Source organism: Ruegeria sp. AI3 (assembly GCF_056541245.1).
Genome location: NZ_JBQFYA010000007.1, coordinates 70535 through 91017, shown reverse-complemented (window position 1 = coordinate 91017; position 20483 = coordinate 70535). Strand labels below are relative to the sequence as shown.

The following is a 20483-nucleotide window of genomic DNA, read 5'->3' as shown; positions in this document are numbered from 1 at the left end:
CTCAAAACCTCGATCTCAATATAGAAAGATTGCCTTGGAAGGCGACGTTCCTCAGGTCGCAGATTAGGAAGTTGACGATGGGTTTCGGTAACTTGACGTATTCAAAAACGTCGACGGTAAGCTGTACTAGCAGTCTGGGTCTGTATCGAGTTTGCCCCAGAGATCATCAACCAGATCTGAGAATCCATCATTAGAGGCCTCCTTGGGCAGTAGACCAGCTCTTCGCCGGCATTCGACCTCGGCCATTAGTTCCTCCTCTGTTGCTGTCTCAACCACATCACATCGAAGAGCTCCAATCTCGTCCGCTGTCCACGACTCAAATTTGTCAGCGTAGAAGCCCAGGGAATACGGTTCGTCATCAGATATCTGCTTGATCACAGCATTCCAATCTTCGCTCTGGTTCGATTCCTTTTCGACCCTCTCATCTAGTTCGCGGACAGACTTGCGGATCATCGGCGGCAGCTCTGCCTCAACGCCTTCTTCGCCCGCGCCAGTCCCCGCAAGCCAAAGGTCTGCGATCTTGCGGACGAGCGCCCAGGCCGTCTGATTTCGAGGGTGGCCTTTAATCCGGCCGCCAAGGCCTTTTTCCTGAATGCCCAGCTGTTCAGCGGCCCGTTCGCTCATTCGAATATTGTAATCAGACACGTCCGCGAGCTCTGAATCGTTCTCAGCTACAGCTCGAGCAACTTCTTGATCACCGACGTAAACAACCACCTTCAACATCCCGCTAGCCCTTCCTTCGCAGGTTCATCACCCGGTCCACGTGGCTGCAGTCCAGATCTCGCATGATCTTCTTCACTCGCTCTGGATCGACTTCGCGATCTTTTCCAGCAGTGTGGACGATGTGTCTGACGTAGATCGTCAAAGCGACAATGATCACGGCGGATAAGATCAAGCTGAAATGCTCGGCCCCCATCACCAAGTCTTCTTCCTTGGGTCTTCGATCCCGAGGTCGTCGAACACGTTGCCGCTACCATCAGTGATCTCGACATCATGGTCGTCAGTCACTAGATCCCAGGTGTTCTCTTTGACCCATTCATCCCGCCATTTGGGCGCATCGGCCGGACGCTGTGCAAAATCGGCGATTTGCTCGAAAATCATTTTGCGCAATGCAAGCCAGACCTCCGGACCCTCTCTGCGACGAGCTTGCAACTCTGCGATCAAGGCATCCAGAGGAACATCCTGCAACGGGCGCCCGAAGATCTCTTCTTCTGAAAAATCATCTGTCATCACTCAACATCCTCGACACTGATCGCCAAGACTAAGATCTTGTTTGGTTTTACAGTGGTTTCTTTTCCTTCAATCGCTCGGAGTTGGCCGTTCACCAAAGTCTCGCAGATTACGAAAATTGGGATTTCCTCTCCTGAAGTCTCGTCACTCATCTGGCTTACCCTTCGGATCAGGCACCTTTCGCGACCGGATCTCATCCGAGGTAATCGGCTTGGTAAGTTTTGCTCGACCGGCCGCAATTTCAGCCTCCCGAAGCCTAAGCAAACGCAAGGTTTGTTCATCCAGCTCAACGTCGTCATCATCACCCATCAGACTTCTCCCGAGTACAGTAACAGTGAGAACAGAGCACTTGAGACCTGTCGGCTGTCCGAACGATGTCACCAACGTGGCCACACTCTTCACACGTCACACCGCATCGAAACTCCATCCAGTCAGCGTACTCCTGAATGAGATCGTGGTATCGACTGAAACCGATGGAAATCTGGCCATCCTGGCCTTTCTTAATATCCGAGATCTGAATAGTTCCAGGGTCCAGTGCCCTGAATTCCTGACTGAAGGAAAGCTTGTGGAGTGCTTGCGAAATCATGACGAGCCAGCCCTTTCCGACAGCAGGAACAAGAGATGCGCAATCCGGGGAAACGAGGTCCGGATAGTTTTCCACAACGTCCAGCCTCAGGCTGTCGGGCCAGGATTCTTCGGCGCCCTCAAAACGCCGCCTCAGAGCATCATTGTAGCACCAGCTGCAAAGCGTCGTCACAAACCCAACGATGTTCTGGCGTTGAGCAGAATTAGAACAACCTTCACAGGTTTGCTCAATCTGATCGACACGCCATTGAATCTCTTCACTCGTAGCCTGGTTGCAGCCCGGGCCCTCATAGACGCGCAAGCCTCCCCATTTCTGTTTGATCTGAACGATGGACGGGTGTTCATCACCAAACAGGTCGGGCTGCTCGTCGATCAACCTCTTCACTTTCTCAAGTGCAAGCGTAAGCTGCTCCGCCCACCCGGCACGATACTCACCAAGCTGCTTGAAGACGCTTCCATGAATATCATTCCAGTCGACAACACTGCTCATCACTGACCTCCGGGCGCGCGCCTCTTTGAGATCGTGTGAAACCTGCGCCATAGCAGTCATCATATGGTCGACCACTTCGCGGTCATCACACTCGACATGCAGACCCTCGGTCGACCATGTGACGTCAGGGACGTGCGGAGCTGGGTAGTTGTGCGCCATCACCAAACGCATCTCTTCGGCGTACCAGGCGTCAAATGAGCGGAGATCAGCCGGCGCTCCATGGTCCTCGATCACACCTCGGACCTTTTCCCGGAATTCCTTCCAGCTCTTTTCGACATCACCCATCAGTTACACTCTCCAGAACTTGGTCTTGTTGAGATGGAAGACCCCTCTCGAGATCTGGCAAAGGGCAATCGGCGGGACATGACCGGTGGCCAGCGAGCTCGTATTCATGAGCTTCCGGGGGTAGTCCTCATCATCGTAGTCTTCCATAATCTTATTGAAGATCACTTGTTGTTCGGCGGTCATCACCAGTCCTTCTTCACGCACGCGGGGCACCGATTACGGTCATCCGTTCGGTCAATCTGGCCGTAATATCCGCAGACACCGCAGGTCATTCGATCTCGAACACGCTTTTTTCGAACGCCAAATAGCCGGTGCCGTTTCGGATGGCGCTTGGTCGCGACATCATGCGCGCACCAACAACACAATGTCGTGTACCAGCCGTCCAACAGCTGGGTCTCGGCAGCGTTTGAGCAGCGCTCACAGGTACGATTTGCTCGTGCAATCGTGGCGATGATCATCGACTGGATGTGTCGATCATCACACCTGTGGTAGATGCGGAGCTCTCCCAGCTTCCCCTTGATCTGGAGGACAAAGGGGTAGGTGGCACCCTTCAGATCGCAGTATTCCTTAACCTCTGTGAAGAGCGCGGTGACCAAGCCGGACCAGCCTTCGGGTGTGCGTCCGAGGCTCTCCTCGACCGATTGCTTGATATCGTTGAAATCAATTGTGTTCGTGACGTCGTCCGCCATGTCGGACACCTCCTAAGGATGGTAGGAGGCGTCGGAATCGAACCGACTCGTGCACTCTAATCTGGAGCAATTACAAGGATATAAGCCTCGCCCGCATACCAATGCTGCCTCCCGCGGATTTCGCGTGGGTTATCGACTTCAGGCCGATATTCGATGGCAGTGGATGCGTGTGAACGTCATGACCGCAAGCTGAACCAGTTCGCATAACCATGTCAAGACGGAGCGTGCTGCACTTCGAAATTCACCGCGTAGTTCTGGGAACCTTCTAGCTTAGCGTGTGCCAAAAAGAATGAAGCATCCTATTTTGCGGGCCAGTACAGCGTCGAGTAGTTCTCAGACAGCGAAGCGATTCGATGCCCTGTGATCCAGACTCGAGCTCAGAAACTCCGTCGATAGTTCGCTCTGAACCGACGCGCGTCTTTTGATCTGCGTCTGACGCGCTGTGTTCTGGAGAAATACAAAAGTCTTGATCTGACCAAACGTCAGCGGCAGCATTGACCTGCATCTTTCGAAAAATGGAGATCCCGGTTGCAAGACCTTGTAAGCCTCATTCCATTTAGCGTCTCGAGTCATTTGTGACGATACGTTCCTCACCTGAGCTGCTGGCGGTTTCGAGGCGTTGGTATGAAATACTCAGAACCAAAAAGAATACTGACGAGTTGCAGGATTTTCTGTCGCAAGCAGATGAACTAAGGTTCGTTGGCACAGGCGAAGGTGAGTTTTGGAGCGGGCAAGCAGTTCGCGATGGGGTTAGCGGATTTTTTGCGGAGATCCCGGCACCCGTCGTTTTCGAAGAAGTTGAAGCTGAGGCCTTCGAAAACGGAGAAACGGGATGGTCATCCTTCGTCCATAAGATTCAGTTTGTCGGCTTTGATGAAGCCGTCTTTTACCGCACCGTTCTGATTTTTGTCTTGGAGGGTGCGGCCTGGAAGATCATCAATCGCCACGCTTCAGTACCCACTCCAAATATTGAACTCGTGGGTAAAGAACAGCTGGCCATCCAAAAACTGGTGGATGCTGCGCGTGAAGATGGACCCGAGCTGGTCCAAACCGAAGGTTTGGCTTCGGTACTTTTCACTGATGTGGAGGGCAGCACAACGTTGGCGGAGGCGTTGGGCGATCAGCGTTGGTCGGTGCTGATCGAAAACCACTTCCAAGTCTTGGCGGCGATCATCGAAAAGTATCATGGCCAGTTCGTGAAATCCCTTGGAGACGGAACGTTGTCCGTCTTTCCGTCCGCGAAAGAAGCACTAACGGCCGCTATCAAGATTCAGGGGGCCATTGCATCGGCTTCCGAGGAGCCATCTTTCGGTGTCCGGATTGGGATTCATACTGGTGATGTCGTGCAATCTCGTGGAGATTTTTTTGGCACTGTGGTCAACAAAGCGTCACGCATAACGACCGTTGGTGCGGCGGGCGAGATACTCGTTTCAGATGCGACTCGTGCCATGGTCGGAGGACGAACCGATTTCTCTTTTTCTGAAATAGAACCCAGACTCCTTAAAGGTCTACGCGGTCACCACGTCTTGTATCGGTTGGAGTGGCAAGATTAAGTCTTGGGGGCGCCGTAACTCCGGTAATTCGCCTAGTCTCCTTGGGGAGCAGCACCGCAAGTTGTTTTGAGGTTCGCAGCACACCTCACATCGCCAGCAGTTCCCGGTGAATTGCGACCATCGCCCAGGTGTCGCGCGTGCAATACGCCACAAGATCAGAATAGACCTTCTCGCGCTCTGGATCATCCGGTTCGGTCAGTGTTACGTCCTTCCAAAGGCGAGACGCGCTCGCTCCCTCTTTGATGTCCAGATCATCGTATGAAAGTTCTGGCAAAAGCGCTGGAAGAACGGCCTTGATGGAGGCGCTTCCCTTGAACGCGGGATCGTTGATCACTTCATCCGCAAACGGCTTCATCAGATCAACTACGCGGGCGTTTAAGTCTTCCAGAAACCCAGCGTGCTCTGGATAGGTTTCCGCCATTTCCGTATTGCGCGATTTCTCGAACGGCGCATACCAAACCACTAAAGAGCCAACGTCTCCTATGTCCTCACGAAGCCTTTTCAGCAAGGCTGGCATCGGGTTACTGGCGTCTCGGTGGAGATACTCCCTGTGCTCAATTTCTCCGCCAGGCTCACGCTGGATATGCAAGGAATACTGGAAAGCCACTTGCTGATAGGGACGCGTTCCGTCCCAAGGTGGCAGCAAACTCTGAGACGTCTCGTAGTCAAAAAAATAAACCGGATAGACAATCTCGCTCAGAAACCTGCTCAACTCCTGATGGTCGATTGTGCGTGCACCGTTTGCCACTGCTCTCAAGTAGCGCTGTGTTGACTTGCCCAACACAGATGGATCACTGATCTCGTCAATCTTTGTGATCCCGTCTGCGATGAGTGCGGAGGCTTTTTCCGCGTTCATGAACGGAAGGCGGTGGATGCTGTCTTGCGCGATTGGAGGGTCGAGCTTCTCGCGGATCTCCAGCCATTCACCGTAGGATTTAAGGCGCGCACGTTCGGGGGACGGATCAGGCATCGTACCGCTGGCAACGACGCTCAATGCCTGATCGATACGCGTGCGTGTTTTTTCGAGCTGCTCAGTCACCGCATCCGTGATGTCAGTGATGCTGACAAGCTCTCGCGGATTGATTTCGCCGTTTCTGACGTAGTCACGGTTCACATGTGCCACTTCGCAGCGCGCAATGGGGAACCCGGCTGCCTCAAGCACGACACGCTGGAATGCGAGATCAAAAGTGTGCTCGGGCTTTGCAGAAGTCCCGCTCTTGATCTCTGTCAGAACGTACCCATCGTCACTGCGGCTCACGATGTCGGAGATGCAAGTTATGGTTCCATCTTCATAACGTCCCTGCGCCACTGCGTTTGCACCGTTTCTCCAAGCCTCCAAAGTACGCGCGGGCAGAGCCTGGTATTCTGAAAAATCTGAAAAACCGAGGTGAACGAGATCACCAAATAGCTCCTCAGCAAAAGGCTCAAACGCGTGCCCCTCGTCAAAGCGCGCTTGCAATGAGGGGTCAATCGGCGGCAACAGATGCCTGGCGTGTTTCTTGATCCATAGCCAGGCTGGGTGCCTAAGAAACATCATGTAATCTGATTTGGATAGCATCGTTTAATTTGCATCCCAGAATTGATGAAACCAGTGGAAGACCATCATGGTCAGCTATTGAGAGCAACATTTCTTTGGTGCAGTCGGCGTCACCACTCTACCAAAGCCTCATGTAAATCGTACCGAGAGCTCGGTGTCCATCACGCCACCAAAACCAGCTGACCATTCTTCACCCGGAGACACTGGCCATGCGTCTGTCAAAGTACCGGTTGTAACCAGCTCGCCTCCCTGAAGCTGGTCGGCTTCGGAGAGCAGAGACACAAGATGAGCCAGGACTTCAATTGGGCCTCCAAGCGCGTTTTCACCTTTGCCGGACCCGATGGCCTTGGTGCCCTTGAACAATGCTAGTGGCACTTCGGCCAAGCCGATCAAAACATCATGCGTCGCCGCGACTTTGTCGCCAAGAACAAGGCAGCCGTGCAATCCTTGTGCTGCGATTGAATCTTCGACTGAGAATTTCCAGTCGGGATAAATCGATTGCACGATTTCAAACCCTGGAGCGACCCACTCCACGCAACCTGCCAACTGTTCATTGTTCATTTCAGCCGTCGGGGCATAGCCAAGGCCTAGTACGATTTCTGGTTCGATTCTCGGTTCTGAATAACTTGCCAAGTTTACCGGCTGATCAGTCGAAAACAGCCCATCTGCGTGGACCTCTCCCCAAATGGGTTGATCCACACCGTAAACAGGCCAAATCGTGCGGTTCGTGAAGCCGACTTTTCGGCCGACTCTCTTTTTGCCCTGAAGCTCTCGGACGCGACTTGCAAGCGAATAAGCGTCATCCAGTGTTAGCTTTCCTGCCTCTGAAGACAGTTTGGGTATCTGCTGGCCAGAGGTCAGGGCATGAGCGATTTTCTGAGCGTTAGCTTCAAGATCTCTTGTCATATTCGTACTATACTCGCCGACGGCTGGATTGCGATACAAGCAAGGTTCTGAAGGACCAGAGTAATGATTTTCGCCCAAGTCTAGCTCCAAGACCTACAAAGTGTCTTTAACTTATACGGCAGTTTCGTACCAACGGCAGATGTTCGACATAGTCGGGGCAACGACTGAGTTGCGGACAAAGTGAGTTTTCGCTGCAGTTGCGCAAAAGGCCGCTTCCGGAATCCTTGCATGGCCCAAAACGGTCGTTTTCACCGATGACATAAACGCATGAGCTTTGGCTAAGAACCGGACCTTGGAGGCATCTCTATCTGTACCCAACCGCCACATGCACGGCGTCTGGGTAAACCAGCCGATCCCCTTGCACGTAGTCTGAGAGGGCTTCCGTAACCTCGTCGATCAGTGCTTTCTGGGCCGTTTCAGTAAGTCCAGCAAACGCACCTGCAATAGGCATTGACGCTAGATGTAAAGGTACAAACTCCGGCGCGAGCGGCACGTCAATCATGAGCTCTTGTCGATGAACTGCCACATTGGTGAACCCTTGGGCACTCAACTGATCTCTGAGCTCTTCTAAAGACGGTGTTTGTCGTTGTGCGCGTTGCTTACCCGCAATCTCAGCTGAAATGTGATGCTCGACTGCAGCGCAGATTGCATTTGTATATGGGCTATGCCCGTCCCAGATTGAGAAAGCCATACGTCCGCCTGGAACAAGTAGCCGCAAAAACTCTGAGAGAGCTTGCGGCTTGTCGGGGAAGTAGTGATAGCCGTGCTGCGACAGGATGACATCGTAAGTCCCGGGCGGTAGACCGCTGTCGCAGACATCGCTCTCGATCCAGTTGATGTTGAGGCCATCCGCCAGTTCTTTGGCCGTTGCAAGCATTGGCCCGTTAATATCGAGGCCGTCTACCCTTCCATTCGGCCCGACTTTTTTCTTTGCCATCCGCGTCGTCACGCCTGTTCCGCATGCAACATCCAAAACATTTTCGGACTTTTGAAGCGATACCAGATCAATCAGCGCCTCGGCCCACCGACCAAACCAAAGGGGCACCATGACCTCTTCGTAGATTTGTGGGCCATTGCCCACCAGCTGGAATGTCACGGCATTCATCCTTTCTGGCTGCACGGATTGGAGCACGATACACAGCAGCGAACTCGGCGGTCAAATTTCTAAGAAGCCCGTGACAATAACCCGATGACAGAACCCTCTGGTCAAAAACGGTCGTTTGTGAGCGCTAACGTTCGATCAACCAAACCGCGAGCACTTACGTCGAGTTGATCATACGACAAGCGCGCGTGTCTAGGTCGGCAGTGCAGACAAAGCGGCCATTGCTCTGGAGGCCTGCAACGGCCGCATTTTAGGACTAAGTCTTTCGCATCAAGTGCTATTCGGTTGATAACCTGGCAAGCACCACCTTGAAAGCGGCGCCGAACTCGATCCGACCATCTGCCTTGCGGTATGGAGCGATGGCCGAACGATGCGCTTCATCCACCGCATCCTTGCCTGCCAAGCTTATTGCTTTGGCAGCTACGCCAGATGCGGCAAGACCCGCGATTGCAGCCGGTTCATCGGGATAAGACCAAGGACTGTCGACATCGAATACATCGAATGCTTCGAACCCGCCGTTCTCAACGAACTGACGCAGAACTTCGTCATCAGACAAAGCGAACGGGCCCGGTGCGTTGGGTGGCGGCGGCGGCAATAGCGGCTTCAAAACTGTCACTACCTCAGCTGCTTCCATGCCGTCCGGGTTGCCCCAGGTCGCGATAGCTATTGTGCCACCAGGTGCAAGGACGCGTTTCACCTCTGAAAGAGCCTCGGCGACATCCCCGGCATATTGGATGGCGTTGAAACTTGTCACCAGATCAAAGCTGCCATCTGCAAACGGGAGTTCCTGCAAATCCCCTACGTGAAAGGCCGCTGCCGGTAACCGGGACTGGGCAATGTCGATCAATGCACTTGATGCATCGAGACCAGTAACCACCGCTCCCAGCGCGCTGGCTTTTGCGGCCGCCATTCCTGCCCCGCAGCCGATATCAAGATATCTTGTCCCCTCGCTCACGCCAGTATGGTCGAGAACCGCGTCAAATACAGGTGCAATGGAGGCCTCCTGATACTTGGCCCAATCCTGCGCCCGATGGCCCCACATCTCTCCGTTAGCGACCCCTGTCATAGGGCTGTTCTGTGTCATCGTTTTCTCCTCACTATGTGATGACCAACTCAACCATGGTGGAGTTCTGCTAGAGTAGTGCGTGGGAGGTACTGATGCCGGTACTTCAGACGTACTAGCCCAAGTGGCTTTGCTGGCTATGATGTGGGGGTGAGGAGTTTTTCATGAACGTTAAACCATACGGTCTTCTGTGCCCAATTTCCCGTGCCAGCCAGTTGCTGGAACCAAGATGGACTATTCCAATCCTGACTGAGATTTGGGCCGGAGCCACCAGGTTCAACACATTACGAAGACGCCTCGGCAGCATCTCCCCCGGCGTACTTTCACGGCGACTTTCGGAGATGGAGCACAATGGTCTAGTTGAGCGTGTCGAAGACAAAGCAACGGGTGCCGTGGACTATTTCCGTACGCCGAAGTCCGAAGCGTTGGAACCTGTCATCAAAGCGCTCGGGGTCTGGGCACAGCAGAACATTGAGGCAGAGGTCGCGCTCGCTGGAACACTTGCCTCACCTATGATGTGGAAGTGTCAAAGCGTGCTCCAGGTAGATGCTCTGCCTGACAAGCGATCCGTGATCCGCTTTCATTTCAGGGATGAGCCAACGGACTACGACACATTTTGGTTTTTGGCCCAGCGGGGAATGCCTCCTGAACTTTGCGTCCACGATCCTGATCTCGACGTTGACCTATATGTTGAAACAACATTGGTCGCGATGGGCGGCATCATCATGGGGCGAACGACGTTGGCAAAGGAGACGGAGCTGGGGTCATTCTTCCTTAGTGGTGATCCGCGACTGGCGCGGACATTTCAGAACTGGCTGCCTCCCGCACCCTACGCGAAGGTTCCTGACATCCTCCCACTGCGACCGGAGTGAGAAACCCGGACACTCGCTGAGCCCGGAGCATTTGGGAGGTTTGGGCACGCAGCAGCCGACCGAGCCATAAACCTCTCAGCAACTTCTGGGTGCACGTGGCTCCGGTGTGAGTTCCAAAAACGGTCGTTTTTGGCACATCGTCCTGCCCTAACGTAAGATCAACGGCTTAGCCGTGTCACAAACCCCGTCCAAAACCTCAGAGGTTTTGGCAGGTTTTTGCCCGCAGCCTGAGAAGCCGCCTTTCGAGCATAGCGCAGCATCAGTCTTTTTGGGCTCAGAGCGGCCGTTCGCATTCATTGTCGCGGAGTCCGCATCCAGCCCAAAGCAGACCCACAGGCCGGAGAAGTCTTTGAGATCCATGTGGCATTTCTCCTGCGCGAATAAATTTGCGCTGATGCGCGTTTGTTTGCTGTTGTTGTCCAGGCATCTCATAACTGACGCGTTTGCGGTTTATCGCCTGCGTGCGAGTGAAGTACTTTGATCGGTCAAAAGTTGAAGACTGCCAATCAAAGCGCACTTATGATTGAAGGGCAGTGCTCTAAAGTTGTAGGACCCGTACAGGAACTATCTTAAATTGAGCGCGTACTTTGGAACGCGCAAACTTATGGGCAAATCGTGCAAAGTTATGCGCAAGTACCGCGCAGAGTTTTGGGCAAAGCTCCAAGATTTTCTTTAACGAAATCAATGTAAACAATGCAGCGTTATGAGCGCACCTACAAGTTCTCAGAAATCCAGATTCTCAACGCTCAGAGCATTCTGCTGAATGAATTCACGGCGTGGCTCCACCACGTCACCCATCAGTTTGGTGAAGAGATCATCCGCTTCAACCATGTCATCCACACGTACCTGCAAAAGGGTGCGTGCGTCCGGGTCCAGCGTGGTTTCCCATAGTTGATCGGGGTTCATCTCGCCCAAGCCCTTGTAGCGCTGAAGCGACAGGCCCTTTTCGCCCTCTTCCAGAATTGCGCGCAAAAGGTCCAGCGGGCCGTGGATCGCCTGCATCCGGTCTCGGCGGATCAGGGTAGCTGGGGTGTTGTAGACCTCTTGCAGGCTTTGTGTGAAGCTGCCGGTCTTGCGAGCCTCGCCCGAGCGCAACATGGGGCCGTCCAGTGTGCGTACCTCTTCAACTCCGCGAAGGATACGGGCGAGGCGGATGCCGTGATCTTGCGTAATGCGGCCCTGCCAACCGCGTTCATATTCCAGCGCGATCAGGTCGAGACGGGCGGCAACCTTGTCGGCAACGCCTTGCAGGTCGGCATCGACGGCACCGGGGACAAAGGCACCGGCCACAGCAGCCTGTTCCAGAATGTGGCGCGGGTAGTGGGTTGGGAAGGCATCCAGAACGCGTTTCAACTGGCGCGCTTCGTCGACGACGCGGGTCAGGTCCTGACCGACGATTTCCTCGCCCGAGCCTAGCTTCAGAACAGCACCCTCGACCCCCTGGTTGATCAGATAGTCATCCAGCGCGGCCTGATCTTTCAGGTAAACCTCTGATTTACCACGTGAAACTTTATAGAGCGGTGGCTGCGCGATATAGAGATAGCCACCTTCAATCAATTCCGGCATCTGACGGTAGAAGAAGGTCAGCAGCAGGGTTCTGATGTGCGCGCCATCGACATCCGCATCGGTCATGATGACGATCTTGTGGTAGCGCAGCTTTTCGATGTTGAACTCATCGCGGCCGATGCCGGTGCCTAGCGCCATGACGAGGTTCCCGATCTCCTGTGACGACAGCATCCGGTCAAACCGAGCGCGTTCGACGTTCAGGATTTTCCCGCGCAGGGGCAGAACGGCCTGAGTCAGACGGTCGCGACCGGTCTGGGCAGAGCCGCCCGCCGAGTCACCCTCCACCAGGAAAACTTCAGTCTTGGACGGGTCTTTCTCGGAACAATCTTTCAGCTTCCCGGCCAGATAGTTCACATCCATCGCCGTTTTGCGGCGGGTCAGCTCACGCGCCTTTCGGGCGGCCTCACGGGCCAATGCGGCCTCGATGATCTTGCCGACGATCCCTTTGGCTTCGTTGGGGTTTTCTTCGAACCACTCGGCCAGCTTTTCGTTCATCAGGCCTTCGACTGCAGGGCGGACTTCGGACGACACCAGCTTGTCTTTGGTCTGCGACGAGAATTTCGGGTCCGGCACTTTCACCGACAACACGCAGGTCAGACCTTCGCGCGCGTCATCGCCGGTAAAGCTGACCTTTTCCTTCTTCGCGATCCCGCTGGATTGCGCGTAGTTGTTGATCGTCCGGGTCAGAGCGCCCCGGAAACCGGCCACGTGCGTGCCACCGTCTCGCTGTGGGATGTTGTTGGTGAAGGGCAGAACCGTCTCGTGGTAGCTGTCGTTCCACCACATCGCGATTTCGACACCGATATCGTCCCGCTCCCCCTTGATATAAATCGGCTCAGGCATCGCGGGCGATTTGGAGCGGTCCAGGTATTTGACGAACTCCTTGACGCCACCCTCATAGAATAGCTCGGTCTCCAAACGTTCTGCAGGGCGCTCATCAATCAGGATGATCCGCACGCCCGAGTTCAGAAAGGCCAGCTCACGCAGGCGTTTCTCCAGCGTCTCAAACGAGTATTCGAGGTTCGAGAACGTATCGGTCGAGGCCAGAAAGCGCACTTCGGTCCCGGTGCGATCGCCGCATTCGCCGACGACTTTCAGATGCTCAGCGGTCTCGCCACGCTCAAAACGCGCTACGTGCTCTTTGCCCGCGCGCCAGATGCGCAGCTCGAGCCATTCGGACAGAGCATTTACAACCGAAACGCCCACGCCGTGCAGACCGCCAGACACCTTGTACGAGTTGCTGTCGAACTTACCGCCCGCATGCAACTGGGTCATGATGACCTCGGCCGCCGAGACGCCCTCTTCGGGGTGAATATCGACCGGGATACCACGGCCATTGTCACTGACCGACACGCTGGAATCGGCGTGAATTTTCACGGTCACATGGTCGGCATGACCGGCCAAAGCCTCATCAATTCCGTTGTCAACGACCTCATACACCATATGGTGCAGACCCGAGCCATCGTCCGTATCCCCGATATACATACCGGGACGTTTGCGAACCGCCTCTAAGCCTTTGAGAACTTTGATGGAATCTGCGCCGTATTCCTGGGGTGCCTGTGCGTCTTCGGACATGCCGTTAGTACCTATATTATTTTGGTAACTTATACGTTTTCTGGTGGGGAATGTCACGCGCTCCCCCAAGATTTTGTGGTTGAGATCCGATTTATCTGCGGATCAAAGCCGATCGAGGTCTGCCGCGATATCAGCTGCAATTTCGGCGGCGTTGACGTCGTCCCGTTCGGCCGTCAATCGCAGGCCCAGAAGGTCCGACTGATAGCGCGCAGCAAGGCGTTCGGGATCGTGATCAGGGCTTATCTCTCCGGCCTTTTGGGCGCGGCGAAACAGGTCTGCGAAACAGGATTTCATTGCGATCATATGCGCGCCTGCCTGACCGGCCAGATCGTGATCCTTTGCCTGCAACTCGGCATAGGTCTTGGCCAGCATACAAGCTTTAGTCGGCAGATCAGAGGCAGTAATCACGCGATAGGGCTGCGCCTTGAGCGCCCCGAGCGGCCCCAGCTCCTCAGCCAAGGCCAACATGCTCGCAACCCCGTCCTGCGCGTAGCGCTCCAGCGCCAGCGCATAGAGGGCATCTTTCGAGCCAAACGCCGCATAGAAACTGCCCGGCTTCAGTTTCAGTTCACGCTCAAGGTCCTTCAGCGACGTCCCCGCCCAGCCGTGACGCCAGAAGATATCACGCGCCTGCGCGATCAGCGCGTCTCGGTCATATGCGGGTTTGCGGGGCATTGGACCACCAATTCTTGAGCATTTGCTCAAATATATACTTGAGTGATCGCTCAAGAAACCCTAAATACGACTCATCGCGCCAGAAATCAGGAGTTTTGACATGGCCAACTTCCCGTCTCACGACCTCGAATCCGCCCCTGAAGAATCCAAACCGCTGCTGGAGAAATCACAAGCCGCCTTTGGCCGCCTGCCCGGTCTGCACAAGGTGATGGCGGAAAGCCCGCAGCATCTTGAGGCCTATCAGGTTCTGCACGGCCTCTTCCTGCAAACCGATTTCGACAATGATGAGAAAACCGTAGTTTGGCAGACCATAAACGTCGAAAACGAATGCCATTACTGTGTCCCCGCCCATACCGGAATCGCCAAGATGATGAAGGTCTCGGACGAGATCACCGAGGCTCTGCGCAACGAAACCCCGCTGCCGACTGCCAAGCTAGAGGCCCTGCGCACCTTCACCCTGCAAGTGATGGAAACCCGCGGTAACCCGACCGAAGAACAGCTGCAGGCGTTCTTTGACGCAGGCTATTCCCACCGCGCCGTTCTTGATGTTGTTCTGGGTCTGGCGCAGAAAACCATGTCGAACTACGTCAACCACATGGCCAAAACACCGGTCGATCAGGTCATGCGCGGCTTCCTGTGGGAACGCAAAGTGGGCGAACCGGCCTAAGCCGACACGACCGAGCCCTCATCGCCTTCGGTAACAACCAGCGTTTGGGCCCGGTCGCCCAATTCCGCAAACAGCTCAGGCCCGGTGCCCGTCATCCAGGCCTGAGCGCCTAGCGCACAGATCTCATCATAGAGCGCTGCGCGTCGCCCGGCATCCAGATGCGCAGCCACCTCATCCAGCAACACGATCGGCGGCGCGCCAACCATTCCCGCCAGAGCCCGTGCGTTCGACAGGATCAGGGACACCAGCAGCGCCTTCTGCTCACCCGTGGAACAATCTTTGGCCGGAACCCCTTTGGCAGCGAACACCCCATACAGGTCCGAGCGATGCGGCCCGACCAGAGTCCGCCCTGCTGCAAGATCACGGAAACGGCTTTCGCTCAACGCCTCCCGCAGATCATCCGCTGTCTCGGGCATCGCACCTTCTGTTTGGATCAACTCCAATTCGGCTGAAGGAAACGCCGTTTCGGCCTTTTCCTGTGCGGCACGCAAATGATCCAATGCTGCAAGACGCGCCGCATGGATCCTATACCCTGCCTCGGCCATCTGACCTTCCAAAGCCGTGTACCAATGGGCGTCCCGGACCTGATCTTTCAATAGCCGGTTCCGCTCACGCATAGCCTTTTCGTAGGTCAGCGAAGCCTCGGCATGCGTGGGATCAAAGCTCAGCGCGATGCGGTCCAGAAATCGCCGCCGCCCCTCAGCCCCTTCGATCCACAGCCGATCCATCGACGGGATCAACCACACCACGCGCGCGAGCTTGCCCAGATCAATCTGACTGGCAGCCTTGCCATCAATCCGAACCTGACGTGCCGCGCCGCCTTCGGACCATGTCTCGATCTCATATCGCCCGCCCTGCGCGCTCAGCAGGACGGACAGTTTCCAGCCCAAGGCCTCAGGCCGCCGGGTCATCTCAGCCGCACTGGCCCGCCGCATCCCGCGACCAGGCGAGAACAGAGACACCGCTTCAAGGATATTGGTCTTCCCGGCCCCGTTCGGCCCATGGATCGCAACCGGACGCCCATCCAAAGACAAACGCGCCAGCTTATGAGACCGAAAATGCGAGACCGTAAGTTCGGTCAGGGCCAATCCCATGACCCCTCCCTTCTTCTGTTCAAAAATACCTCCGCCGGAGGCATCGCGCGCCAGCGCGATCAGACACGCATCGGCATGACAACATAGACCGCGCTCAGATCATTACCTTCGCGCATCAAAGTCGGGTCACCGGCCGAGTTAAACAGGAACACCGCGTTCTCACGATCCACCTGCGATGCAATCTCGAGGAGGTATTTCGCGTTGAACCCAATCTCGAGACGTTCGTCACCGTAAGCGACGGCCAGCTCTTCTTCAGCCGCGCCGCTATCGGGTGCATTGACCGACAGCACCAACTTATCCGCATCCAGTTGCAGCTTCACGGCGCGCGAACGCTCTGACGAAACGGTCGCAACCCGGTCCACGGCTTGCGCAAACTCGGCCGCATCCACTTCCAGTTTGCGCGTATTGCCCTGCGGAATAACGCGTGTGTAGTCGGGAAAGGTGCCATCAATGACCTTCGAGGTCAGCGTGATATCCGGCGTGGCAAAGCGCACTTTGGTTTCGCTGACAGACACTGCGATATCCATCTCGTCATCATCCAGCAGTTTGCGCAGCTCACCCACGGTTTTACGGGGCACGATCACACCGGGCATGTCCGCAGCACCATCCGGCAGGTCCGCATCAATCCGCGCCAGGCGGTGACCATCGGTGGCCACACAGCGCAGGACCTTGCCGCCTTCGGACCCGTCCGCGACATGCATGTAGACACCGTTCAGATAGTACCGCGTCTCTTCGGTCGAGATGGCGAATTTCGATTTGTCGAACAACCGACGCAGCAACGCCGCCGACGCGGTGAAATTTGACTGATATTCCGAGGACGCCATGACCGGGAAATCCTCTTTCGGCAAGGTCGCCAGAGAGAAGTTCGACCGGCCCGCCTCAACCGTCAAACGACCTGCGGCGCTGTCGGCCGTCAGGGTGACCAGCGCGCCATCCGGCAGTTTACGCACAATTTCATGAAGGGTCGTAGCGGCCACGGTCGTCGCACCGGCCTTTTCGACCTGCGCAGGCGCTTTGTCGACAACCTCGATATCCAGATCAGTGGCTCGGAACAGGGCTTGGTCGCCTTCGGCCTCGATTAGCACATTGGCAAGGATCGGGATCGTGTTGCGACGTTCCACAACGGATTGGGCCTGGGAAACGGCCTTGAGAAGGGTGCCGCGTTCGATGCTGATCTTCATACCCTCTGTTCCTCTGACTTGCGTGCCGAAAATGGGCGGGACTGGCACGTTAGCGTCTCAGCCCTGAGGCACAAGGATTTTTTACCGATTTCTGGGTGGGAATACCCCGGTGGTCAAGAGGTACACGCGCGAAACGCGTCCATTCCTCCGCAACCGTGGAGATTAGCGCACAAGAAAACGCCCCGGACGCACTGACCCGGGGCATTTACTGACAATGGGTGCGGTTCAGGCCTCCAGCGAGCGGCGCAGCATTTCCACGTCTTCTGCGATCTGACCATCAGTCGTCTTCAGCTCTTCGATGCGCTTGACCCCGTGCATGACGGTTGTGTGGTCGCGCCCTCCGAACCGACGGCCGATCTCTGGTAGAGAGCGGCTGGTTAGTTGCTTGCACAGATACATGGCTACCTGACGCGGACGAGCATAGGACCGCAGGCGCTTGGGGCCGATAATGTCGGACAGGCGAATGTTGTAGTAGTCCGACACTTTGCGCTGGATCTCCTCGACGGTGATTTTGCGCTCTGAGGCGCGCAGCACATCCGCCAGACAGTCCTGAGTCAGCTCCATGTCGATCTCACGCCCCACTAGCGAGGCAAAGGCGAACAGACGGGTCAGAGCGCCTTCGAGAACACGCACATTGGTCGAGATGCGATGCGCCAGGAACTCCAGCACGCCATCGGCGATAACAAGATCGGGATAGGTGGCGATGTGTTGCTGGACCTTGTTTTGCAAAATGCCCAGACGCAATTCGTAGTCGGTGGGATGCAGATCGACGACCAGACCACATTGCAGGCGGGATTTTACGCGATCTTCCAGATCCTTGATCTCACCCGGTGCGCGGTCCGCCGAGATGATGATCTGTTTGTTCTGGTCCACCAGAGCGTTGAAGGTGTGAAAGAACTCTTCTTGGGTCGAGTCCTTGCCCGCGATGAACTGCACATCGTCCACCATCAGCACATCGACCGAGCGGAACAGATGTTTGAAATCCATCATCCGGCGTTCGCGGAGAGCTTGAACAAAGCGATACATGAACTGTTCCGCCGACAGGTAAAGCACGTTCAGCTCGGGGCTTTTGGTTTTCAGCTCCCACGCGATCGCGTGCATCAGGTGCGTTTTACCCAACCCAACACCGCCGTAGAGAACCAGCGGATTGAACGTGACCGGGCCACCTTCAGCTACGCGGCGCGCGGCGGCATGGGCCAATTCGTTGGGTTTGCCGACAACAAAGCTGTCGAAGGTAAAACGCGTATCCAAGGGTGCGGCCTGTAGATCCTCGAGCGCCGCATTGGCAGATTCCGCAACTGGTGCAGCAGCTGCGGTCAACTTGGGTTCATCCGTGACAACTGCCGGTCGGGTGGTCGAATTGGCTGCCGCCTTGAACGCAAGACGTTGGACGGTCTCACCCGCGGTATTCAGTTCATACAGAATCAAATCTGCGAAATTCTGGCTGACGTAATTCCCCATGAAGTTGGTTGGCACTGAGAACACGGCTACACCATCCTGCAGCTCCTGGAATTCCAGAGGCTCAATCCAGGTGGTGAAGTTGTTCTTGCCAACGGCCTTCAATAGTTTGTTACGCAGTTGTCCCCATTTCTCTTGTGTCATCAAGCGCCTCACGCATCCCATTTTTTTTGACCTGTCGGTCTTATCAATCGTCGCCGGTTTCCCGGTCATTTACGTTCACGCACAAGGGTACCCTGCGCCGGACTGTCCCATCCGGCGGGTAAATGAATACTCAGCATGCACAAATCGTATCCCGCAGCAGGATCCCGGAAAACCGGGGCACGCGTAGTAACCCAATTGTTTGACAGGGCTGAGATCATCGGAAAACCCGAGACCCAGAGCAGATCGTTTCACCGGCCAAGGCCGGTTTTCGAACGCTGGTTCCTGCTGTCTGACTGATGCCCGTCAGTCAGATGGCTGGAACAGCCTGTCCCCCCAAGCGAGTGAATCGCTGACTCAGTGGTAGCAAGATGTTGCCTGTCGCGGCAACGAAACTCTGATATTGACTCGGAGTTCAGGGCGAAAGAATCTCTCGACTTCGTGAGGTCGCGGCTTTCTGGCAACAAACAAGAAAGGCGCCGCAATGCGCGACGCCTTTACGTAGGAAAACGCTTGACGTGTTCCAGCGGGAATCAACCCAGCGCTTTAACGCGTGCCGACAGGCGCGACATTTTACGCGATGCGGTGTTCTTGTGGAAAACGCCTTTGGTGACGCCACGCATCAGTTCAGGCTGAGCTGCGCGCAGAGCTGCGGTTGCAGCGTCTTTGTCGCCCGATGCGATCGCTTCTTCAACTTTGCGCAGGTAGGTGCGGATGCGCGAACGGCGCGCTTTGTTTACGGCGAAACGCTTTTCGTTCTGACGAGCGCGTTTCTTTGCTTGGGGCGAATTTGCCATGTGTCTCTGACCTTTGTTCGGTACGATTGTCTAGGGTTGCGCGCAACGGAAGTATCCGCACCGGATCAGAAATCACGAGTGTGAGTCGGGCCAAGCGGGCCGCACGCGCATGTATGACGGCGGTCTCTACCCAAGTTTTACAGGTTTGCCAAGCCGATTCTTGCCTCATATGTCCAACAAAAAAAGGCAGGCCACCGCCTGCCCTTCCGGAATTCTTTGTCGCGACGCTACTTGTCGCGGAATTGCGCGGCGCGTTTTTCAAGAAACGCCGCCATGCCCTCTTTCTGGTCTTCGGTCGCGAACATCGAATGAAAGACGCGACGCTCGAACAGAAGACCTTCGCTAAGCGGTAGCTCATAGCTGCGATTCACTGCCTCTTTGGCGGCTGCCGCCGTTAGCAGAGACTTCTCAGCAATCTTATGGGCTGCACCCACAGCTTCTTCGATCAGCTTTTTCGCAGGAACCACGCGGCTGACAAGACCCGCGCGCTCGGCTTCTTCTGCGTCCATGAAGCGACCGGTCAGGTTCATGTCCATCGCTTTGGACTTACCAACAAAGCGCGTCAGGCGCTGAGTGCCGCCGATACCGGCTATAACGCCCAGATTGATCTCGGGCTGGCCGAACTTGGCGGTATCTGCGGCGATGATGAAATCGCATATCATGGCCAATTCGCAGCCGCCGCCCAGCGCGTAGCCCGCAACCGCCGCGATTATGGGTTTGCGAATGGCCGAGACGCGCTCGTTAACCGAGGCAAACAGGTCGGTGCTGAAAACGTCGACAAAGCTCATCTCGGACATTTCCTTGATGTCCGCACCCGCGGCAAAAGCCTTGTCCGAGCCGGTCAGCACGATGCAGCGCACCTTGTCGTTCTGATCCGCCTCTTCCAACGCATCGCAAAGCTCACCCACCAATTGGGTGTTCAGCGCATTCATCGCATCTGGTCTGTCGAGTTTGATAAGGGCGACGTGGTCTTCGATTTCGACGATGATCGTCTCAAAAGCCATGAGGTATAAGCTT

22 protein-coding genes and 1 tRNA gene are annotated in these 20483 nt (G+C 55.6%); 3 read left to right on the top strand and 20 right to left on the bottom strand.

The annotated features are described in order from the left end of the window. Positions 1 to 126: 126 nt before the first annotated feature. The 9 genes from ACRZ95_RS12200 to ACRZ95_RS12160 form a co-directional block, all read right to left on the bottom strand. Entirely contained in the window at positions 127 to 723 is a 597-nt protein-coding gene (locus ACRZ95_RS12200) for a hypothetical protein (protein WP_170679176.1), read from the bottom strand. Positions 724 to 727: 4 nt separating this feature from the next. Next, complete coding sequence (locus tag ACRZ95_RS12195; protein ID WP_170679179.1) at positions 728 to 916, bottom strand: hypothetical protein; 189 nt, start codon at positions 914 to 916, stop codon at positions 728 to 730. Beyond that, positions 916 to 1230, bottom strand: a complete 315-nt coding sequence (locus ACRZ95_RS12190) for a hypothetical protein (protein ID WP_170679181.1) — start codon at positions 1228 to 1230, stop codon at positions 916 to 918. Before ACRZ95_RS12190 ends, ACRZ95_RS12195 begins: the two co-directional genes overlap by 1 nt. Further along, the gene (locus ACRZ95_RS12185) at positions 1230 to 1382 is read right to left on the bottom strand and encodes a hypothetical protein (RefSeq protein WP_209940275.1); all 153 of its coding nucleotides are present in this window, start codon (positions 1380 to 1382) and stop codon (positions 1230 to 1232) included. Before ACRZ95_RS12185 ends, ACRZ95_RS12190 begins: the two co-directional genes overlap by 1 nt. Further along, on the bottom strand, positions 1375 to 1539 hold the full coding sequence (locus tag ACRZ95_RS12180) for a hypothetical protein (RefSeq protein ID WP_170334772.1): 165 nt from the start codon (positions 1537 to 1539) through the stop codon (positions 1375 to 1377). The genes ACRZ95_RS12185 and ACRZ95_RS12180 overlap by 8 nt, the downstream gene beginning before the upstream one ends. Next, the gene (locus ACRZ95_RS12175; RefSeq protein WP_170679183.1) at positions 1532 to 2590 is read right to left on the bottom strand and encodes a hypothetical protein; all 1059 of its coding nucleotides are present in this window, start codon (positions 2588 to 2590) and stop codon (positions 1532 to 1534) included. Before ACRZ95_RS12175 ends, ACRZ95_RS12180 begins: the two co-directional genes overlap by 8 nt. A gap of 3 nt (positions 2591 to 2593) precedes the next feature. After that, entirely contained in the window at positions 2594 to 2773 is a 180-nt protein-coding gene (locus ACRZ95_RS12170) for a hypothetical protein (RefSeq protein ID WP_170679185.1), read from the bottom strand. Continuing rightward, the gene (locus tag ACRZ95_RS12165) at positions 2773 to 3279 is read right to left on the bottom strand and encodes a hypothetical protein (protein WP_170679187.1); all 507 of its coding nucleotides are present in this window, start codon (positions 3277 to 3279) and stop codon (positions 2773 to 2775) included. Before ACRZ95_RS12165 ends, ACRZ95_RS12170 begins: the two co-directional genes overlap by 1 nt. A gap of 19 nt (positions 3280 to 3298) precedes the next feature. Then, positions 3299 to 3392: transfer RNA gene (locus ACRZ95_RS12160), tRNA-OTHER, on the bottom strand. Between the two features lie 462 nt (positions 3393 to 3854). Between ACRZ95_RS12160 and ACRZ95_RS12155 the strand changes: the two genes are divergently transcribed. Next, positions 3855 to 4832 (top strand): adenylate/guanylate cyclase domain-containing protein, encoded by a 978-nt coding sequence (locus tag ACRZ95_RS12155; protein WP_348540132.1) that lies wholly within the window; start codon positions 3855 to 3857, stop codon positions 4830 to 4832. An 85-nt stretch (positions 4833 to 4917) separates the two neighbouring features. Here ACRZ95_RS12155 and ACRZ95_RS12150 read toward each other — a convergent pair whose 3' ends face one another. The 4 genes from ACRZ95_RS12150 to ACRZ95_RS12135 all read right to left on the bottom strand — a co-directional run bounded on the left by ACRZ95_RS12150 (position 4918) and on the right by ACRZ95_RS12135 (position 9461). Beyond that, on the bottom strand, positions 4918 to 6390 hold the full coding sequence (locus ACRZ95_RS12150) for a DUF2779 domain-containing protein (protein ID WP_170585298.1): 1473 nt from the start codon (positions 6388 to 6390) through the stop codon (positions 4918 to 4920). Positions 6391 to 6498: 108 nt separating this feature from the next. Continuing rightward, positions 6499 to 7353: a fumarylacetoacetate hydrolase family protein gene (locus tag ACRZ95_RS12145; protein ID WP_170679191.1), complete on the bottom strand. Its 855-nt coding sequence runs from the start codon at positions 7351 to 7353 to the stop codon at positions 6499 to 6501. Between the two features lie 226 nt (positions 7354 to 7579). Beyond that, positions 7580 to 8371 (bottom strand): class I SAM-dependent methyltransferase, encoded by a 792-nt coding sequence (locus ACRZ95_RS12140; RefSeq protein ID WP_170458396.1) that lies wholly within the window; start codon positions 8369 to 8371, stop codon positions 7580 to 7582. 283 nt (positions 8372 to 8654) lie between these two features. Beyond that, the gene (locus ACRZ95_RS12135) at positions 8655 to 9461 is read right to left on the bottom strand and encodes a class I SAM-dependent methyltransferase (protein WP_170486082.1); all 807 of its coding nucleotides are present in this window, start codon (positions 9459 to 9461) and stop codon (positions 8655 to 8657) included. Positions 9462 to 9604: 143 nt separating this feature from the next. Between ACRZ95_RS12135 and ACRZ95_RS12130 the strand changes: the two genes are divergently transcribed. Then, entirely contained in the window at positions 9605 to 10312 is a 708-nt protein-coding gene (locus tag ACRZ95_RS12130) for a winged helix-turn-helix transcriptional regulator (RefSeq protein ID WP_170486081.1), read from the top strand. A 723-nt stretch (positions 10313 to 11035) separates the two neighbouring features. On the opposite strand, the gene gyrB is transcribed toward ACRZ95_RS12130, so the two are convergent. Next, positions 11036 to 13453, bottom strand: a complete 2418-nt coding sequence (gyrB, locus tag ACRZ95_RS12125) for a DNA topoisomerase (ATP-hydrolyzing) subunit B (RefSeq protein ID WP_170643552.1) — start codon at positions 13451 to 13453, stop codon at positions 11036 to 11038. Positions 13454 to 13555: 102 nt separating this feature from the next. Next, positions 13556 to 14128, bottom strand: coding sequence for a TetR/AcrR family transcriptional regulator (locus ACRZ95_RS12120; protein ID WP_170679194.1), 573 nt, complete (start codon positions 14126 to 14128; stop codon positions 13556 to 13558). A 100-nt stretch (positions 14129 to 14228) separates the two neighbouring features. Here ACRZ95_RS12120 and ACRZ95_RS12115 point away from each other — a divergent pair, with 100 nt between their 5' ends. Beyond that, the gene (locus tag ACRZ95_RS12115) at positions 14229 to 14795 is read left to right on the top strand and encodes a carboxymuconolactone decarboxylase family protein (RefSeq protein WP_170679196.1); all 567 of its coding nucleotides are present in this window, start codon (positions 14229 to 14231) and stop codon (positions 14793 to 14795) included. Here the strand turns inward: ACRZ95_RS12115 and recF are convergent. The 5 genes from recF to ACRZ95_RS12090 all read right to left on the bottom strand — a co-directional run bounded on the left by recF (position 14792) and on the right by ACRZ95_RS12090 (position 20470). Then, positions 14792 to 15889: a DNA replication/repair protein RecF gene (gene recF / locus ACRZ95_RS12110; protein WP_170679198.1), complete on the bottom strand. Its 1098-nt coding sequence runs from the start codon at positions 15887 to 15889 to the stop codon at positions 14792 to 14794. The two genes, ACRZ95_RS12115 and recF, sit on opposite strands and share 4 nt — an antisense overlap. A gap of 59 nt (positions 15890 to 15948) precedes the next feature. Further along, on the bottom strand, positions 15949 to 17070 hold the full coding sequence (gene dnaN / locus ACRZ95_RS12105) for a DNA polymerase III subunit beta (protein WP_170679200.1): 1122 nt from the start codon (positions 17068 to 17070) through the stop codon (positions 15949 to 15951). A gap of 225 nt (positions 17071 to 17295) precedes the next feature. Next, on the bottom strand, positions 17296 to 18672 hold the full coding sequence (dnaA, locus tag ACRZ95_RS12100; RefSeq protein WP_425084193.1) for a chromosomal replication initiator protein DnaA: 1377 nt from the start codon (positions 18670 to 18672) through the stop codon (positions 17296 to 17298). Between the two features lie 530 nt (positions 18673 to 19202). Next, entirely contained in the window at positions 19203 to 19466 is a 264-nt protein-coding gene (rpsT, locus tag ACRZ95_RS12095) for a 30S ribosomal protein S20 (protein WP_142638226.1), read from the bottom strand. A 227-nt stretch (positions 19467 to 19693) separates the two neighbouring features. After that, complete coding sequence (locus ACRZ95_RS12090; RefSeq protein WP_170379984.1) at positions 19694 to 20470, bottom strand: enoyl-CoA hydratase; 777 nt, start codon at positions 20468 to 20470, stop codon at positions 19694 to 19696. Positions 20471 to 20483 lie beyond the last annotated feature (13 nt).

Excerpts from the sequence above, each read along its gene's own strand:
- ACRZ95_RS12175 (WP_170679183.1), bottom strand. The coding sequence starts at position 2,590 with ATGGGTGATGTCGAAAAGAGCTGGAAGGAATTCCGGGAAAAGGTCCGA.
- dnaN (WP_170679200.1), bottom strand. The coding sequence starts at position 17,070 with ATGAAGATCAGCATCGAACGCGGCACCCTTCTCAAGGCCGTTTCCCAG.
- ACRZ95_RS12180 (WP_170334772.1), bottom strand. The coding sequence starts at position 1,539 with ATGGGTGATGATGACGACGTTGAGCTGGATGAACAAACCTTGCGTTTG.
- ACRZ95_RS12130 (WP_170486081.1), top strand. The coding sequence starts at position 9,605 with ATGAACGTTAAACCATACGGTCTTCTGTGCCCAATTTCCCGTGCCAGC.
- ACRZ95_RS12115 (WP_170679196.1), top strand. The coding sequence starts at position 14,229 with ATGGCCAACTTCCCGTCTCACGACCTCGAATCCGCCCCTGAAGAATCC.
- ACRZ95_RS12200 (WP_170679176.1), bottom strand. The coding sequence starts at position 723 with ATGTTGAAGGTGGTTGTTTACGTCGGTGATCAAGAAGTTGCTCGAGCT.
- ACRZ95_RS12185 (WP_209940275.1), bottom strand. The coding sequence starts at position 1,382 with ATGAGTGACGAGACTTCAGGAGAGGAAATCCCAATTTTCGTAATCTGC.
- ACRZ95_RS12090 (WP_170379984.1), bottom strand. The coding sequence starts at position 20,470 with ATGGCTTTTGAGACGATCATCGTCGAAATCGAAGACCACGTCGCCCTT.
- dnaA (WP_425084193.1), bottom strand. The coding sequence starts at position 18,672 with ATGACACAAGAGAAATGGGGACAACTGCGTAACAAACTATTGAAGGCC.
- ACRZ95_RS12195 (WP_170679179.1), bottom strand. The coding sequence starts at position 916 with ATGGGGGCCGAGCATTTCAGCTTGATCTTATCCGCCGTGATCATTGTC.
- gyrB (WP_170643552.1), bottom strand. The coding sequence starts at position 13,453 with ATGTCCGAAGACGCACAGGCACCCCAGGAATACGGCGCAGATTCCATC.
- ACRZ95_RS12190 (WP_170679181.1), bottom strand. The coding sequence starts at position 1,230 with ATGACAGATGATTTTTCAGAAGAAGAGATCTTCGGGCGCCCGTTGCAG.
- ACRZ95_RS12120 (WP_170679194.1), bottom strand. The coding sequence starts at position 14,128 with ATGCCCCGCAAACCCGCATATGACCGAGACGCGCTGATCGCGCAGGCG.
- ACRZ95_RS12135 (WP_170486082.1), bottom strand. The coding sequence starts at position 9,461 with ATGACACAGAACAGCCCTATGACAGGGGTCGCTAACGGAGAGATGTGG.
- rpsT (WP_142638226.1), bottom strand. The coding sequence starts at position 19,466 with ATGGCAAATTCGCCCCAAGCAAAGAAACGCGCTCGTCAGAACGAAAAG.
- ACRZ95_RS12165 (WP_170679187.1), bottom strand. The coding sequence starts at position 3,279 with ATGGCGGACGACGTCACGAACACAATTGATTTCAACGATATCAAGCAA.
- recF (WP_170679198.1), bottom strand. The coding sequence starts at position 15,889 with ATGGGATTGGCCCTGACCGAACTTACGGTCTCGCATTTTCGGTCTCAT.
- ACRZ95_RS12170 (WP_170679185.1), bottom strand. The coding sequence starts at position 2,773 with ATGACCGCCGAACAACAAGTGATCTTCAATAAGATTATGGAAGACTAC.
- ACRZ95_RS12150 (WP_170585298.1), bottom strand. The coding sequence starts at position 6,390 with ATGCTATCCAAATCAGATTACATGATGTTTCTTAGGCACCCAGCCTGG.